Annotated in this window: 16 protein-coding genes; 9 read left to right on the forward strand and 7 right to left on the reverse strand. The window is 67.8% G+C overall.

Going from position 1 to position 16,094, the window contains the following annotated elements; translation table 11 throughout:
* Positions 1–112: 112 nt before the first annotated feature.
* From gnd to dnaA, 3 genes are all read right to left on the reverse strand, one after another.
* Complete coding sequence (gene gnd / locus ACFY0T_RS24980; RefSeq protein WP_388874541.1) at positions 113–988, reverse strand: phosphogluconate dehydrogenase (NAD(+)-dependent, decarboxylating); 876 nt, start codon at positions 986–988, stop codon at positions 113–115.
* Positions 989–1,242: 254 nt separating this feature from the next.
* Positions 1,243–2,373, reverse strand: coding sequence for a DNA polymerase III subunit beta (gene dnaN / locus ACFY0T_RS24985; RefSeq protein ID WP_388874543.1), 1,131 nt, complete (start codon positions 2,371–2,373; stop codon positions 1,243–1,245).
* A gap of 966 nt (positions 2,374–3,339) precedes the next feature.
* Entirely contained in the window at positions 3,340–5,316 is a 1,977-nt protein-coding gene (gene dnaA, locus ACFY0T_RS24990; RefSeq protein WP_388874545.1) for a chromosomal replication initiator protein DnaA, read from the reverse strand.
* A gap of 399 nt (positions 5,317–5,715) precedes the next feature.
* On the opposite strand from dnaA, the gene rpmH reads away from it, so the two are divergent.
* The 9 genes from rpmH to ACFY0T_RS25035 all read left to right on the forward strand — a co-directional run bounded on the left by rpmH (position 5,716) and on the right by ACFY0T_RS25035 (position 12,784).
* Entirely contained in the window at positions 5,716–5,853 is a 138-nt protein-coding gene (gene rpmH / locus ACFY0T_RS24995; RefSeq protein WP_003949374.1) for a 50S ribosomal protein L34, read from the forward strand.
* Positions 5,854–5,872: 19 nt separating this feature from the next.
* Positions 5,873–6,244: a ribonuclease P protein component gene (gene rnpA, locus ACFY0T_RS25000; RefSeq protein ID WP_075031495.1), complete on the forward strand. Its 372-nt coding sequence runs from the start codon at positions 5,873–5,875 to the stop codon at positions 6,242–6,244.
* Positions 6,241–6,606, forward strand: a complete 366-nt coding sequence (yidD, locus tag ACFY0T_RS25005) for a membrane protein insertion efficiency factor YidD (RefSeq protein ID WP_383902963.1) — start codon at positions 6,241–6,243, stop codon at positions 6,604–6,606. Before rnpA ends, yidD begins: the two co-directional genes overlap by 4 nt.
* Positions 6,607–6,609: 3 nt before the next feature.
* Positions 6,610–7,893 carry a membrane protein insertase YidC gene (gene yidC, locus ACFY0T_RS25010; protein WP_388874549.1) on the forward strand — a complete coding sequence of 428 codons (1,284 nt, stop codon included), beginning with the start codon at positions 6,610–6,612 and terminating at the stop codon, positions 7,891–7,893.
* A gap of 15 nt (positions 7,894–7,908) precedes the next feature.
* Positions 7,909–8,418, forward strand: a complete 510-nt coding sequence (locus ACFY0T_RS25015; RefSeq protein WP_388874552.1) for a protein jag — start codon at positions 7,909–7,911, stop codon at positions 8,416–8,418.
* Between the two features lie 196 nt (positions 8,419–8,614).
* Positions 8,615–9,331, forward strand: coding sequence for a 16S rRNA (guanine(527)-N(7))-methyltransferase RsmG (gene rsmG / locus ACFY0T_RS25020; RefSeq protein WP_388874555.1), 717 nt, complete (start codon positions 8,615–8,617; stop codon positions 9,329–9,331).
* 340 nt (positions 9,332–9,671) lie between these two features.
* A complete protein-coding gene (locus tag ACFY0T_RS25025) occupies positions 9,672–10,745 on the forward strand; it encodes a ParA family protein (RefSeq protein ID WP_385176485.1) in 1,074 nt (357 codons plus the stop codon).
* Positions 10,742–11,839 carry a ParB/RepB/Spo0J family partition protein gene (locus ACFY0T_RS25030; RefSeq protein ID WP_388874558.1) on the forward strand — a complete coding sequence of 366 codons (1,098 nt, stop codon included), beginning with the start codon at positions 10,742–10,744 and terminating at the stop codon, positions 11,837–11,839. Before ACFY0T_RS25025 ends, ACFY0T_RS25030 begins: the two co-directional genes overlap by 4 nt.
* A gap of 327 nt (positions 11,840–12,166) precedes the next feature.
* Positions 12,167–12,784 carry a GNAT family N-acetyltransferase gene (locus ACFY0T_RS25035; RefSeq protein WP_388874561.1) on the forward strand — a complete coding sequence of 206 codons (618 nt, stop codon included), beginning with the start codon at positions 12,167–12,169 and terminating at the stop codon, positions 12,782–12,784.
* A 96-nt stretch (positions 12,785–12,880) separates the two neighbouring features.
* Here the strand turns inward: ACFY0T_RS25035 and trxA are convergent, their stop codons facing one another.
* From trxA to sigM, 4 genes are all read right to left on the reverse strand, one after another.
* A complete protein-coding gene (gene trxA, locus ACFY0T_RS25040; RefSeq protein ID WP_007383275.1) occupies positions 12,881–13,213 on the reverse strand; it encodes a thioredoxin in 333 nt (110 codons plus the stop codon).
* 43 nt (positions 13,214–13,256) lie between these two features.
* Positions 13,257–14,222: a thioredoxin-disulfide reductase gene (trxB, locus tag ACFY0T_RS25045; RefSeq protein WP_388874565.1), complete on the reverse strand. Its 966-nt coding sequence runs from the start codon at positions 14,220–14,222 to the stop codon at positions 13,257–13,259.
* 181 nt (positions 14,223–14,403) lie between these two features.
* A complete protein-coding gene (locus ACFY0T_RS25050; RefSeq protein WP_388874567.1) occupies positions 14,404–15,357 on the reverse strand; it encodes an anti-sigma factor family protein in 954 nt (317 codons plus the stop codon).
* Positions 15,354–16,070: an RNA polymerase sigma factor SigM gene (gene sigM, locus ACFY0T_RS25055; protein ID WP_388874570.1), complete on the reverse strand. Its 717-nt coding sequence runs from the start codon at positions 16,068–16,070 to the stop codon at positions 15,354–15,356. Before sigM ends, ACFY0T_RS25050 begins: the two co-directional genes overlap by 4 nt.
* Between the last annotated feature and the right edge of the window lie 24 nt (positions 16,071–16,094).

The following is a 16,094-nucleotide window of genomic DNA, read 5'->3' on the forward strand; positions in this document are numbered from 1 at the left end:
CAGCGTGGTGTTTCGGTTCTCCCCGAAGGCCGGGTCTGCCCCGGCCTTCGGATCTCTTCCCCCGGCTGTGGACAACCGGGTCACCCCGGGTGTGGAGAACCCGGGGCTCGGATCAGGCCTTCTCGACCGCGTGGCCGCCGAACTGGTTGCGCAGCGCCGCGATCATCTTCATCTGCGGCGAGTCGTCCTGCCGCGAGGCGAAGCGAGCGAACAGCGACGCGGTGATCGCGGGCAGCGGCACCGCGTGGTCGATGGCGGCTTCCACAGTCCAGCGGCCCTCGCCGGAGTCCTGTGCATACCCCTTGAGCTTCTCCAGGTGCTCGTCCTCGTCCAGGGCGTTGACCGCGAGGTCGAGCAGCCAGGAGCGGATGACCGTGCCCTCCTGCCAGGAGCGGAAGACCTCGCGCACGTCCGTGACGGAGTCGACCTTCTCCAGCAGCTCCCAGCCCTCGGCATAGGCCTGCATCATGGCGTACTCGATGCCGTTGTGGACCATCTTCGCGAAGTGGCCCGCGCCGACCTTGCCGGCGTGCACCGACCCGAAGTCACCCTCGGGCTTGAGTGCGTCGAAGATCGGCTGCACCTTGGCGACGTTCTCCTTGTCGCCGCCGTACATCAGCGCATAGCCGTTCTCCAGGCCCCACACGCCGCCGGAGACACCGCAGTCGACGAAACCGATGCCCTTGATGCCCAGCTCGACAGCGTGCCTCTCATCGTCCGTCCAGCGGGAGTTGCCGCCGTCCACGACGACGTCGCCGGGCTCCAGCAGGGCGGCCAGCTCGTCGATGGTGGACTGGGTCGCAGCACCGGCCGGGACCATGACCCACACCACGCGCGGGCCCTTGAGCTTGCCCACAAGCTCTTCCAGGCTGTGGACATCGGCGAGGTCCGGGTTGCGGTCGTATCCGATGACGGTGTGGCCTGCGCGGCGGATCCGCTCGCGCATGTTGCCGCCCATCTTGCCGAGGCCGACGAGACCGAGCTCCATCAGTTGTTCCTTAGGGGTTGCGACGTGGCGTGAGGGCACTCTCGTACCTGTGTCTGAGCCTAAACCCGGACGCTCACGCACACCTGTGGGCATAGCCGCTCAGGCGTACGCCCCACCTGCGGATTCGCCCGCCGGGCCGACCGGACCGGCGGGCTACGGGGCTCAGCCGCTCAGACGCATCGGCATACTGCGATCGTGTGGGGGATAACCCCCACACCCCCAGCAGTCCTCAGGGCTGAGCGAGCTCACCTTGCTCAGCCGCTCAGGCGCACCGGCATGATCAGGTACTTGTAGGCCTCGTCCGCCTCGGCGTCCACAGCCGGCTTGCCGCTCAGCAGCGCGGGCTTCGTGGACGTCGTGAAGGAGAGCTGGGCCACCGGCGAGTCGATGGCGCTCAGGCCGTCGAGCAGGAACGTCGGGTTGAAGGCGATCGAGATGTCGTCGCCCTCCAGCTGGGCGTCGACCCTTTCCACAGCCTGTGCATCGTCGCTCGAGCCGGCCTCCAGGATCAGCACGCCCTGCTCGAAGCTCAGCCGCACCGGAGTGTTGCGCTCCGCGACCAGGGCCACACGCTTGACGGCCTCCACGAAGGGAGCGGTCTCGATCACGGCGATGGAGTTGAACTCCGTCGGGAACAGCGTGCGGTACTTCGGGAGGTCGCCCTCCAGCAGGCGCGTGGTCGTCCGCCGTCCAGCGCCCTCGAAGCCGATCAGGCCCTCGCCCGCGCCGGAGCCGGACAGCGCCAGGATCACGCTGTCGCCGCTCGTGAGGGCCTTGGCGGTGTCCAGGAGCGTCTTGGCGGGCACCAGGGCCACCGCGGACGCCTCGGGGTTCTCCGGCTTCCACATGAACTCACGGACCGCGAAGCGGTAGCGGTCGGTGGAGGCCAGCGTGACCGTGTCGCCCTCGATCTCGATGCGCACACCGGTGAGGACGGGGAGGGTGTCGTCGCGCCCGGCCGCGATGGCCACCTGGGCGGCTGCCGAGGCGAAGACCTCACCCGGGACGGTGCCCGTCGCCGACGGCATCTGCGGCAGCGCCGGGTACTCCTCCACAGGCAGGGTGTGGAGTGTGAATCGCGAGGAGCCGCAGACCACGGTCGCCCGTACACCGTCTGTGGAAATCTCCACCGGCCGGTTGGGGAGGGCGCGGCAGATGTCCGCGAGCAGACGGCCGGAGACGAGGACTGTGCCCTCCTCGTCGACCTCCGCGTCCACGGAGACTCGCGCCGAGACCTCGTAGTCGAAGCTGGAGAGGCTCAGGACGCCGTCCTCGGCCTTCAGAAGGAGGCCGGCGAGCACAGGCGCCGGCGGACGGGCCGGGAGGCTGCGTGCCGCCCAGGCCACTGCCTCCGCGAGTACGTCGCGTTCCACCCGGATCTTCACCGTTGCCGCCTCCGTCTGTTGCCGGCGCTCTCGCCCTGCTGGCCTTCGTCGTCTGACTCGGTGTCGCTCGGCCCTGTGAGGGGAAGGACACCGGGGACCAGTCTGACGCACCGCACTGACAGTCGGTGCCCCTCGGGGTCAAGTCGTGCCGAGCGGCACCTGAGCCTCCGAGAGCGAGTTGTGCACAGCCCCGTCTTCGAAACGATTCCCAGGCTCTCTCTAGTTGGGAGTAGTAGTAGGGCCTGTGGAAACCGTGGATAACCCCGTTTTCGCAGGTCAGCGGCGATTTTTTGTCCACTGACCCTGTGGGTGGAGGCGGTGGACAACCGGGGGTCTCTGTGGACGACGAAAAGTTCTGCACACTCGATGCACAGCCTCGGGCCACTTCTCCCCAGCGCCGTCCCCAGCTTTACCCACGTTCCCCACAGGCCAACCGGACACCTTGGTGTGACGCCTTTCACTCGACACGGTGAGAGGGCGCGTCGCATTGCCGAACAGTGGACAGAGGTGTGGAGAAGCCGGGGATCACTGGGGACAACCGGCGCGGGCCTGTGGGTCGCCGGTGGACAACTCCGTGCACACCCTGTGGATCTTTTCTTCGTCCACAGTCTGTGGAGAGTCTTCGTCCACGAATCCACAGGGGGCTGACCTGGTCTGATGGTCTTTCTACCGGGCCCCCTGTGGACACGATCGGGACAACTTCCCAGTCCCCAGGGTGTGGACGCCAGAAAGTCACCGAATCTGTGGAGAGTGGCCGTAACCGGGCTCGTATTCGAACAACAGGTGTCGGGCCGGTAGCGGTGACGAGAGGCGGGACGCCCTCGGCACGCCCATGAGAACGGCGAAGGGCGCCCTCGGCACGCGCAAGAGAACGGCGAAGGGCGGCCTGAGCGCGCGTACGAGACAGCGAAAGGCGCCCTCGGGAACGTGTCCCGGGGCGCCCTCAGCGGCGTACCGCCGTGCTCGTCAGCCGTTCTTGATGCGGTTTGTGAGCTCGGTGACCTGGTTGTAGATGGAGCGGCGCTCGGCCATCAGCGCGCGGATCTTGCGGTCGGCGTGCATGACGGTCGTGTGGTCGCGGCCGCCGAACTGCGCGCCGATCTTCGGCAGCGACAGGTCCGTGAGCTCGCGGCACAGGTACATGGCGATCTGCCGCGCCGTCACCAGGACACGGCTGCGCGAGGACCCGCACAGGTCGTCCACGGTGAGGCCGAAGTAGTCGGCGGTGGCGGCCATGATGGCGGTCGCGGTGATCTCCGGGGCCGAGTCCTCGCCACCGGGGATCAGGTCCTTGAGGACGATCTCCGTCAGACCGAGGTCCACCGGCTGCCGGTTGAGCGACGCGAACGCCGTCACCCGGATCAGCGCGCCCTCCAGCTCGCGGATGTTGCGCGAGATGCGGGACGCGATGAACTCCAGGACCTCCGGCGGGGCGTTGAGCTGTTCCTGCACCGCCTTCTTACGAAGGATCGCGATACGCGTCTCCAGCTCGGGCGGCTGGACGTCGGTGATCAGCCCCCACTCGAAACGGTTCCTCAGCCGGTCCTCCAGCGTGACCAGCTGCTTCGGCGGGCGGTCGGAGGACAGCACGATCTGCTTGTTCGCGTTGTGGAGCGTATTGAAGGTGTGGAAGAACTCCTCCTGTGTCGACTCCTTGTCCGCCAGGAACTGGATGTCGTCGACCAGCAGGATGTCCATCTCGCGGTACCGCTTGCGGAAGCTGTCGCCCTTGCCGTCGCGGATGGAGTTGATGAACTCGTTGGTGAACTCCTCGGAGCTCACATACCGCACGCGCGTGCCGGGGTAGAGGCTGCGGGCGTAGTGCCCGATCGCGTGCAGCAGGTGCGTCTTGCCGAGCCCCGACTCCCCATAGATGAACAGGGGGTTGTACGCCTTTGCCGGTGCCTCGGCGACGGCGACCGCGGCGGCGTGCGCGAAGCGGTTCGAGGCGCCGATGACGAAGGTGTCGAAGAGGTACTTCGGGTTGAGGCGAGCGGTGGGCTCGCCGGGACCGCTCGCCGGCGCGGGCTGCGCGGCCAGCGGGCCGGGCGAGCCGCTGGAGGAGGGCAGCGCGGGGCCCCCGCGGTGCATCTGGCCGCTGCCCGAGGGCGGCTCCTGAAGATCGCGACGGTCGGGTCGCTGGTCGTAGTCGGAGCGCGGCTGGTCGTAGTCCGGGCGCCGCTGCTCGTACGGCGGGCGCTCCATGGACTGCGGCCGGTAGTCCTGCGAGGGCGAGGCGTACGGGTCGCGCTCCGGGAAGCCGAGGCGCTGCTGCTGCCAGCCGTAGTCGTCCTGAGCGTGCCGCGGCCAGGCGCCCGGCTCGGGGCGCTGGTAGTCCGGGTACGCGGGGCGAGCGGTCGGGAGCTGGTCCGGACGGCCCGAGGGCAGCTGGTCGCCGGGGGCGCCGGGGAGCTGGTCGGAGCGGCCGTTCCTGTGGTCGTCGGCGCGGTGGCGGCCGTACCCCTCGTAACCGTCGCGACGGTCACCGTCGTAGCCACCGCGCTCGTCCCGACCCTGGCCGTCGTAGCCGCCGCGGTCGTCGCGACCCTGACCGTCGTACCCGCCACGGTCGCCTCGATTGTCGTACGAGTCGCGGCCCTGGCCCGATCCGGAGGGGAGCTCGGGCTCCTCGTAGCGGGGCTGGGCGGGCGGGGCCGGAGGCTCGCCGGCGGAGTCGTCGACGGTGATCGCGATGCGGATCGGGCGGCCGCACTCACGGCTCAGCGTTTCGCTGACGATCGGCGCGAGGCGCCCTTCCAGTACGCCCTTCGCGAACTCGTTCGGGACGGCGAGCAGAGCGGTGTCCGCGACCAGGGCCAGCGGCTGGCAGCGCTTGATCCAGTGCTCGTCCTTCACCTCGACACCCTGTCCACGGCCCTCACCGAGGAGCTGTTCCAGTACTCGTGGCCACACTGCGGCAAGATCGGCAGGTACGTCAGCCACAGGGCACGCTCTCTCACGGGTCCCACGAACGTGTGGTTCTGGGAACGGGTTGGTAAATCAGTCGGGTGGGGCGGGGGGAACAAAACCGCTGGGGCGGTGGGAAGGGAACGAATCGGAGTCCAGCCACGGTAGTCAGGGCGACCGGTGCGGTTCAAGTTGTTGTCCCCAGCCTGTGGATAGTGTCTCTTGGCCGGAGCTGGTTTGACCGGATGGCTCAGCCGCGCGTACCGTAACCAGGTCGAGTTGTCGATGGCTGCTGCCGCCTGCCTCCGATGGGCACAGATCGCGTAAGAGTGATCGGGAAGCGGTGCACTCGGGCGTTAATACGAGCTACTCGTGGGCGCACGGTGACAGCCAGGACGGCACCCCGCCACTACCGATTCTTTCTGGAGCCCCCGAGTGAGCAAGCGCACCTTCCAGCCGAACAACCGTCGTCGCGCCAAGACCCACGGCTTCCGGCTGCGCATGCGCACCCGTGCCGGCCGCGCGATTCTCGCGTCCCGCCGTGGCAAGGGTCGCGCCCGCCTGTCCGCCTGATCGCACAGGTCATGATGTCGTGCTGCCTACCGAGCATCGGCTGAGGCGGCGCGAAGACTTCGCGACCGCGGTACGCCGAGGACGTCGGGCCGGACGCCCGCTTCTCGTCGTCCATCTACGTAGCGGTGCAACGGACCCGCACGCGCCTGGGGAGAGCGCTCCCCCGACGCGTGCGGGTTTCGTCGTGAGCAAAGCCGTGGGTGGAGCGGTCGTACGCAACAAGGTGAAGCGCCGACTTCGCCATCTGATGCGTGACCGAGTGGCCCAGTTGCCCCCCGGTAGCCTGGTAGTCGTACGAGCGCTGCCCGGTGCGGGCGACGCCGACCATGAACAGCTGGCCCGAGACCTGGATGCCGCCCTTCAGCGGCTGCTGGGAGGGGGCGCGCGATGAAGTACCCGCTGCTGGCTCTTATCAAGCTGTACCAGTGGACGATCAGCCCGTTGCTCGGGCCGGTCTGCAAGTACTACCCGTCGTGCTCCCACTATGGCTACACGGCCATCGACCGGCACGGTGCGATCAAGGGAACGGCACTGACCGCCTGGCGCATCCTCCGGTGCAATCCGTGGTCGCTGGGCGGCGTGGACCATGTTCCGCCGCGCAAGCGTCCGCGGTGGCACGAAATGCTGCGTAACGCCTGGCGTGCACGCAAGGGCGGGAACTCCGCCGCCGAACCGGCCATCGAGGGGCACGGTATGTCCGACCATCCCTCGAGCCCGGCCGCCGAGACCCCGTCCCATGCTCAAGGAGCCTGATTAGTGGACACGATTGCCAGTCTTTTCAGCTTCATCACGACACCCGTTTCCTGGGTCATCGTCCAGTTCCACGCCGTGTACGGGAAGATCTTCGGTCCCGATACGGGCTGGGCCTGGGGCCTGTCCATCGTGTCCCTGGTGATCCTGATCCGTATCTGCCTGATCCCGCTCTTTGTGAAGCAGATCAAGGCCACTCGGGCCATGCAGACGCTGCAGCCCGAGATGAAGAAGATCCAGGAGCGCTACAAGAACGACAAGCAGCGCCAGTCCGAAGAGATGATGAAGCTGTACAAGGAGTCGGGTACCAACCCGCTCTCCTCGTGCCTTCCCATCCTGGCGCAGTCGCCGTTCTTCTTCGCCCTGTACCACGTGCTCAACGGCATCGCGACCGGCAAGACGATCGGCGTCATCGACGATCAGCTGCTGGCCAGCGCACGTAAGGCACACATCTTCGGTGCCCCGCTGGCGGCGAAGTTCACGGACAGCGCCGACAAGGTCGCCCAGCTCGGTGCCACGCTGACGGACGTCCGGGTCGTCACCGCGATCATGATCGTCCTGATGTCGGCGTCGCAGTTCTACACACAGCGTCAGCTGATGACGAAGAACGTCGACACCACGGTGAAGACGCCCTTCATGCAGCAGCAGAAGATGCTGATGTACGTCTTCCCGGTCATGTTCGCCGTCTTCGGCATCAACTTCCCGGTCGGTGTCCTCGTCTACTGGCTGACCACCAACGTGTGGACCATGGGCCAGCAGATGTACGTCATCCACAACAACCCGACCCCGGGTTCCAAGGCCCAGGCCGCCTACCTGGAGCGCCTGACCAAGCACGTCACGCACCACGGCAAGACCCGCAGCCGGGGCGAGAAGGCCATCGTCAAGGCGATCGTCGCCAAGGGCCGCGACCGCAACGAGTTCGAGCGCAAGTTCATCAACAGCCTGACCAAGGCGGGCCTGGCGGCCCAGTCCGACGGCACCGTGGAGAAGAGCGAGAGCGCGACGGTCGTCGAGACCGAGGACGGGATCCCGACCACCACGGGCGGCGCCGCTCCCAAGCGCCAGCAGCCGAAGCGGCAGTCCAAGTCCCAGCGCCAGTCGGCCGCGGCCAAGGCGGCGGGCGAGTCCGAGCCGAAGACCTCGCTGACCAAGTCCGACGAGCCGGAGGACGCCAAGCCCGCCCCCAAGCCGGCGGGCGGCGGAAGCAAGCCCGGCACCGGTACCCGCAGCAAGGCCCAGTCCGGACAGCGCAAGGGTCCGCAGCGGCCCAAGTCCCCGTCCAAGAAGTAAGAAGGAGTCCATCCCGTGACGGAAGGCACCACCTCCGCCGCCACCGAGGGCGACACCCTGACCCGCCTGGAGCAGGAAGGCGAGATCGCGGCGGACTACCTCGAAGGTCTGCTCGACATCGCCGATCTCGACGGTGACATCGACATGGACGTCGAGGCCGACCGCGCCGCTGTCTCGATCATCAGCGACACGGGCAGCCGCGACCTGCAGAAGCTGGTCGGACGCGACGGCGAGGTACTGGAGGCGCTCCAGGAGCTCACGCGCCTGGCCGTGCACCGCGAGACCGGCGACCGCAGCCGCCTGATGCTGGACATCGCGGGTTACCGCGCCAGGAAGCGCGAGGAGCTCTCCGAGCTGGGCGCCAAGGCCGCGGCCGAGGTCAAGAGCTCTGGTGAGCCCGTGAAGCTGAAGCCGATGACGCCCTTCGAGCGCAAGGTAGTGCACGACGCGGTCAAGGCCGCGGGACTGCGCAGCGAGTCCGAGGGCGAGGAGCCGGAGCGCTTCGTCGTCGTGCTTCCCGCCTGATCGGTACGTACGTTCCTCCGGCCCCGTCTGTTGCGCAGACGGGGCCGAACTTTGTCAGCCTGGTAGTCCCAGACAGCTGACGGTTCTCGGCAGCTGTAGCAGTCCTCGACAGCTTCGGTGCCTGGCAGCTGTGGTCCCTGATAGTCCTGGAAGTCAGCGCTCAGTGCGCTTATGCGGTACGGAAGGACGGTCCCCCGTGACGGAGGCAGCGGAGCTTCCCCCTGCGCCCGAGCAGGCGCGCGAGGTATTCGGCGATCGCTTCGCGGACGCGGTCCGGTACGCGGAACTGCTCGCCGAGGCGGGAGTGCAGCGCGGGCTGATCGGCCCCCGCGAAGTGCCCCGGCTGTGGGAGCGGCACCTGCTGAACTGCGCCGTGCTTTCCGAGGTCGTACCCGAGGGCGTAACCGTGTGCGATGTCGGCTCCGGTGCCGGGCTGCCCGGCATCCCGCTGGCCCTCGTCCGGGAGGATCTCAAGATCACGCTGCTTGAACCACTTCTGCGGAGGACCAACTTCCTCACCGAGGTCGTCGAGTTGCTCGGCCTCGACCATGTCACCGTCGTGCGTGGCCGCGCCGAGGAGGTCATGGGGAAGCTGCAACCGGTCCACGTGGTCACGGCCAGGGCGGTCGCTCCGCTGGACCGGCTGGCGACGTGGGGCATTCCGCTGCTGCGTCCGTACGGCGAAATGCTCGCGCTCAAGGGCGACACCGCCGAGGAGGAGCTGAAGGCCGCTGCCACGGCCCTGAGTAAGCTCGGCGCCGTGGAGACGTCCATCCTGCACGTGGGCGAGGGCGTTGTGGACCCGCTGTCCACTGTGGTGCGGGTTGAAGTTGGGGAGAGCCCCGGCGGGGTCCGCTTCGCGGCCAAGCGGGCCAAGGCGGCCCGGACAGGACGCACACGGCGACGCCGCTGACTTTGAAAGGCTCGGGTGGCCTTGAACTCCCGGCTCCTGTAGGTGGAGCCGGGAGTTTTTCGTCACTCCCGCCGATCCGTCCTGACGGCGAGTCGTACTCCACACAAGCTGCCAAACCTACGCATCTCGGAGTGTCGCGCCGTGATGACCTGCGCCGCTATGCATCGTGTTTCACGTGAAACGTCGCTCACTGTTGCACGGCATCATCAGCCGCGGTCGCGCTGCGGCCGAACCCCGGGACCGGAAGCCTCTCGGCTCACTCGGAGAGGGTGCGGAGTTGTCCACAGAGGTGGATTTCTCCACAGAAGAACGGGCCTCGCTGGTTCACGACCCCGAAGACATGGGAGGCTCTGTTCATTGCGAGCCTGAAGTCGAGGAGAGTGAATCCTTGCGGTCCGACGCCAACATCGCGGGACCGATGACCGATCCGGTCCCCGGTCCCCGTACCGAGTCGATGGGGGAGGATGTTTCACGTGAAACACCGCCCCCGATGGACGACACTCCCATCGGTCGTGCTGCCCAACTGGCGGTGGAGGCGCTGGGGCGCGCCGGTGAGGGCCTGCCACGGCCCGAGCAGACGCGCGTCATCGTCGTCGCCAACCAGAAGGGCGGGGTGGGCAAGACCACGACCACGGTCAATCTTGCTGCCTCGCTGGCCCTGCACGGCGGCCGTGTCCTGGTGATTGACCTCGACCCTCAGGGCAACGCCTCAACCGCGCTGGGCATCGACCATCACGCCGAAGTCCCATCCATCTACGACGTGTTGATCGACAGTAAGCCGCTCTCCGAAGTCGTTCAGCCGGTCCCTGATGTCGAGGGTCTCTTCTGCGCCCCCGCCACGATCGATCTCGCGGGTGCGGAGATCGAGCTGGTGTCCCTGGTGGCACGGGAGAGCCGACTGGAGCGAGCGATCCAGGCATACGAGCAGCCGCTGGACTACATCCTCATCGACTGCCCGCCGTCGCTCGGCCTCCTCACGGTCAACGCGCTGGTCGCCGGCGCGGAGGTGCTCATCCCCATCCAGTGTGAGTACTACGCGCTGGAAGGCCTGGGGCAGCTCCTCCGTAACGTCGACCTGGTGCGAGGGCACCTCAACCCGAACCTCCATGTCTCGACGATCCTGCTCACTATGTACGACGGCCGGACGCGCCTTGCGTCCCAGGTCGCGGACGAGGTGCGCAACCACTTCGGCGACGAGGTGCTGCGGACGAGTATTCCGCGCTCGGTCCGTATCTCCGAGGCTCCGAGCTATGGGCAGACGGTGCTGACCTACGATCCGGGTTCGAGCGGTGCTCTCTCGTATCTTGAGGCCGCACGGGAAATCGCCCTCCGCGGAGTCGGTGTGGCGTACGACGCGCAACACGCCCACCTGGGCGCACAGAATGATCAGAGCATGGTGGAGGGGATCCAGTGAGTGAGCGACGACGAGGGCTGGGGCGGGGCCTCGGCGCACTGATCCCCGCGGCTCCGACCGGAGAGAAGGCGGCTTCCTCGGCGGCGGGTGGAGCCTCCACCTCGCCGACGGCCGTACCCGTGCTCACCGCGGAGCGCGGGGTGGCGGCGGCGAAGGTGGCCACCCTGCCGCCTGTTTCACATGAAACAGAGGAGCCTTCGGCGAACGGAGCCCTGGAGGCTCCCTCTGCGCCTGTCGGCGCTCACTTCGCCGAGCTGCCCCTCGACTTCATCACCCCCAACCCGCGCCAGCCCCGTGAGGTGTTCGACGAGGACGCTCTTGCTGAGCTCGTCACCTCCATCAAGGAGGTCGGGCTGCTCCAGCCGGTCGTCGTCCGGCAGGTGGGCCCGGCGCGCTACGAGCTCATCATGGGCGAGCGGCGCTTCCGGGCGTGCCGTGAGGCGGGGCTGGAGGCCATTCCGGCGATCGTGCGGGCCACGGAGGACGAGAAGCTCCTCCTGGACGCGCTGCTGGAGAACCTGCACCGCGCCCAGCTGAACCCGCTGGAAGAGGCGGCCGCCTACGACCAGCTGCTCAAGGACTTCAACTGCACGCACGACCAGCTGGCGGACCGTATCGGCCGCTCGCGCCCGCAGGTCTCCAACACCCTGCGTCTGCTGAAGCTCTCGCCGGCGGTCCAGCGCCGTGTTGCCGCTGGAGTCCTTTCCGCAGGGCATGCGCGAGCTCTGCTCTCCGTCGATGACTCGGAGGAGCAGGACCGGCTCGCTCACCGCATCGTGGCCGAGGGGCTTTCGGTGCGGGCCGTTGAGGAGATCGTCACCCTCATGGGATCGCGGCCTCAGACCGCTCCCCGTTCCAGGGGGCCGCGGGCCGGCGCTCGGCTCTCCCCGGCGCTGAGCGATCTGGCGACGCGTCTCTCGGACCGCTTCGAAACGCGGGTGAAGGTCGACCTCGGGCAGAAGAAGGGCAAGATCACCGTCGAGTTCGCCTCGATGGATGACCTTGAGCGCATCCTCGGCGCCCTCGCTCCGGGCGAGGGTCCGGTCCTTCAGAGGAGCCTCCTGGACGACGACTCCGAGGACACGGAGGCCTGAGTCCTCCCATGGTCGGACGATCTCCCATCGTCCGACCATCAGAGCGGGCCGTGTCCGATGTGTACCGGAACACGGCCCGCTCTTTGCTTTCTGGCGGTATCGATGGAATCGCATCGTGGATACGATGCCATCGGGTATGGCGCATCCACCTGGCGGCACCTTCATTGGGGAGGCGGGGGCCATGCAAACCGTGAGCCGCACCGGATTGGTGACCGCGGGCCTGGGCCTCGGAGCGGTCGGCGGATTCGTCGGCAGCCTGCTCAGGGAGAGGAGCGCTCTGACAGCCGCCCGTGACGCTGCGGGCGAAGGAAGCGAGGAACATCCTTCATGGGGCGCCGGCTCGTACCGCTCACGCTGGACAACCTTCAAGACCTTCCCCAGCGCTGTCGCGCGTGCGTCTTCTGGGAACTGGACCCAGTCAGTGGTGAGGCCGCGGTAAAGGCGGGCACGCCCGCACTGGAGAAGGAAGCCTGGATCTCCGCGGTCCTGCTGGACTGGGGGTCCTGTGGCCGTGTCGTCTATGTGGACGACGTGCCGGTGGGCTTCGTGCTCTACGCGCCTCCCGCCTATGTCCCCCGCTCCACGGCATTTCCCACGAGCCCGGTGTCTCCGGACGCGGTTCAGCTGATGACCGCCTTCATCATGCCGGGCTATCAGGGACAGGGACTCGGCCGTGTGATGGTCCAGACGGTCGCCAAGGATCTGCTGCGTCGTGGCTTCAAAGCGATCGAGGCCTTCGGGGACGCGCGGTGGAAGGAACCGGCCTGTGTGCTGCCCGCCGACCATCTGCTGGCCGTCGGCTTCAAGACGGTCCGGCCGCACCCCACCTATCCGCGGCTGAGGCTGGAGCTGCGCACGACGCTCTCCTGGAAGGAAGACGTCGAGCTGGCGCTGGACCGGCTCCTGGGAGCGGTGCAGAAGGAACCGGCGCTCCGTCCTCTGTAGCCGCCGCTGCTCCCGTAAAGCGAATGGGCCAACCCGGAAGGGCTGGCCCATTCGTGTTTCACGTGAAACACACGCCGCGCATGCGGCCGTCACCGACTACTCGGCGATGAAGTCCTCAAGGTCGCGCACGATCGCGGCCTTCGGCTTCGCACCCACGATGGTCTTGGCGACCTCGCCACCCTGGTAGACGTTCAGGGTCGGGATCGACATGACGCCGTACTTGGCGGCCGTGCCCGGGTTCTCGTCGATGTTGAGCTTGACGATCTCGATCTTGTCGCCGTACTCGGCGGCGATCGCCTCAAGGGACGGCGCGATCTGGCGGCACGGACCGCACCAGGCAGCCCAGAAGTCCACCAGGACGGGCTTGTCGCTCTTGAGGACGTCCTGCTCGAAGGAGTCGTCGGTCACATTCTTCAGGGTGCCGGCCACGGCGGGCTCCTTAACTCGTTGGTGCGGTGGGGCGGATGGGGGATCAGACGGTGGCAGTAGCGGCAGCGGCCTCGCTGTCCGCGAGGGCGGCGAGGTAGCGCTCGGCGTCGAGAGCGGCGGAGCAGCCGGTGCCGGCGGCGGTGATCGCCTGGCGGTACGTGTGGTCGACCACGTCACCGGCGCCGAAGACACCGGTGAGGTTCGTCCGGGTCGAAGGCGCCTCGACCTTCAGGTAGCCCTCGTCGTCCAGGTCGAGCTGGCCCTTGAAGAGCTCGGTGCGCGGGTCGTGGCCGATCGCAATGAACAGACCGGTCACCGGCAGCTCGGAGGTCTCGCCGGTCTTCAGGTTGCGCAGCGTCAGGCCCTCGAGCTTGGGATTGCCCTTGATCTCGGCGACCTCGCTGTCCCAGACGAACTTGATCTTCGGGTCGGCGAACGCGCGCTCCTGCATCGCCTTCGAGGCGCGCAGGGTGTCCCGGCGGTGGACGATCGTCACGGACTTGGCGAAGCGGGAGAGGAAGGTAGCCTCCTCCATCGCGGTGTCGCCGCCGCCGATCACGGCGATGTCGTGGTCCTTGAAGAAGAAGCCGTCACAGGTCGCGCACCAGGAGACGCCGCGCCCGGAGAGGGCGTCCTCGTTGGGCAGGCCGAGCTTGCGGTGCTGCGAGCCCGTCGTGACGATGACGGCCTTGGCGCGGTGCACGGTGCCCGCGGTGTCCGTGACGGTCTTGATCTCGCCCGACAGGTCGACGGCGACGACGTCGTCCGGAACCAGCTCGGCACCGAAGCGCTCGGCCTGGGCGCGCATGTTGTCCATGAGCTCGGGGCCCATGATGCCGTCCTGGAAGCCGGGGAAGTTCTCCACCTCGGTGGTGTTCATCAGCGCACCGCCTGCGGTGACGGCGCCCTCGAACACCAGCGGCTTCAGCGACGCGCGCGCGGTGTAGAGCGCCGCCGTGTAGCCGGCGGGCCCGGAGCCGATGATGATCACGTTACGGACGTCGCTCACGGCTTGATTCCTCGTCTCTGGAGAATGCTGCGTACCGGTGGGAGCCTCTCTCAGTACTCTCACCCCACCCAACGGATCCTAAGGGGCTTCAATTCCCGGTGTGTCCGGGCACACGGAGACGCGGTACCGCACAGAGATCCCATGCGGTACCTGGGGAACAGACTGCTGGGTGCTGACGTGCTCAGGACCGGGCGTACGACTGCGTCAGCAGCCGTTTGCCGGGGGATGGCGAGTCCTGCTTCACGCAGGCGGCGTCGACGATGGACGCCGTGACCTTCGTGCCGTCGGAGGCGTCGGGCTGCACGACGAGATAGACGCTGGTCCCCTTGTAGGTGCCCTTCTCGGCGGCGAGGACCACTCCGCTGTTGCCGGTCCCCTGCTGGACGCAGTCAGGCACGTGCACGGTGGGTGTGATCAAGGTGTCGACCCCGCCCCCGCCGGACTCGGTTTCCGTGCCATTGGATTCGATGCCCCAGGGCTTCGCGCTGCCGGAGCGGCTGTCCTTGTTCTTGTTCTTCGCAAGGAGGTCCGCGACCTGGTTCTTCAGCTGCCCCTCGGAGAAGGTGACCTGCGAGCCGGACTCTTGCTGCGTCGTTGTCTCAGGGCCTTTGCTGTCGCCGCCCATCGACTGTACGAGGATCGCGCCCAGTCCCAGAGCGGCAGCCGTGAAGACCGTGCCGAGAACAGCCGCCCTGCGGCGCCCACGGCGTCCTCGGTGCGCACGCCCCGGTCCGGTGGACGCACGAGGATGTCCCGAGGGGCGGTCCGCGGACGAAGCGGAGCCCGAGTCGGCCGCTGCGACGGAGACGTCGACGGCGGATGTTTCACGTGAAACACTCGCGCCCTCGTCCTCCGCACCGGAGGCGTGATCGGGCGACATGGCACTCAACAGGGCTTCCGCGGCCAGCGCGGCATCGATGCGTCCGGCCACGTCGTCGGGCATGCGTGTCGGCCCCGGCAACGTGCCCAGCAGACCCCGGATCTCCTCCAGTGAGTCGTACACGTCGGCACAGAGCACACAGCCGTCGAGGTGCTGTCGCACGTCCGCGGTACGGGAAGGAGGGAGCAGACCTTCGGTGAGGTCGGAGAGCTCCGCGACGTCCGGGTGCCCGGCCGTATCCGTCGTGGATGTCACGCTCGCCCACCTCCGCCCTTCACAGCAGCTGAATCGCTTGGCCCTGCATCGTGTGGTCCCGCTGCCGGTGGGACGGATGTCCCCTGCGTCCGGTTCCTTCCGCCGCCCGACTTCTTGTCGGCCTCGCCGCTCCCGTTCTCCGTGCGGAGATGAGTGAGCAGCGGGAGCAGTCTGGCTCTGCCGCGTGCGCAGCGGCTCTTCACCGTGCCGGTCGGCACATCGAGGATGCGGGCCGCTTCCGCCACGGGGTAGCCCTGCATGTCCACCAGGACGAGGGCGGCGCGCTGGTCGGCCGGGAGCGTGCCCAGCGCTGCCAGTAGTTCGCGGTGCAGATCATTGCGCTCGGCCGGAGCGGAGGCGGACTCGTGCGGTTCGAGGAGCTGTTCCAGGCGTTCGGTGTCATCGACGGGAGAGGTCTTCCTGGACGCGGCCTTGCGGGCGCGGTCCAGGCAGGCGTTCACCGTGATGCGGTGCAGCCAGGTCGTGACGGCCGACTGACCGCGGAAGGTGTGGGCGGCCCGGTAGGCCGAGACGAGCGCGTCCTGGACGGCGTCAGCGGCCTCCTCGCGGTCTCCCAGCGTGCGCAGCGCCACCGCCCACAGCCGGTCGCGGTGACGCCGCACAAGCTCACCGAAGGCGTCGGGATCGCCCTCCACGTGGCGGGCGAGGAGATCCTGATCGCTTGCTTCGCCGTATGCGGCTTCATCGGCCATCGGACCCCCCTCCCCTTCGTCGAC

The sequence above is a fragment of the Streptomyces sp. NPDC001530 genome, assembly GCF_042894545.1.
Taxonomy (GTDB): Bacteria; Actinomycetota; Actinomycetes; order Streptomycetales; family Streptomycetaceae; genus Streptomyces.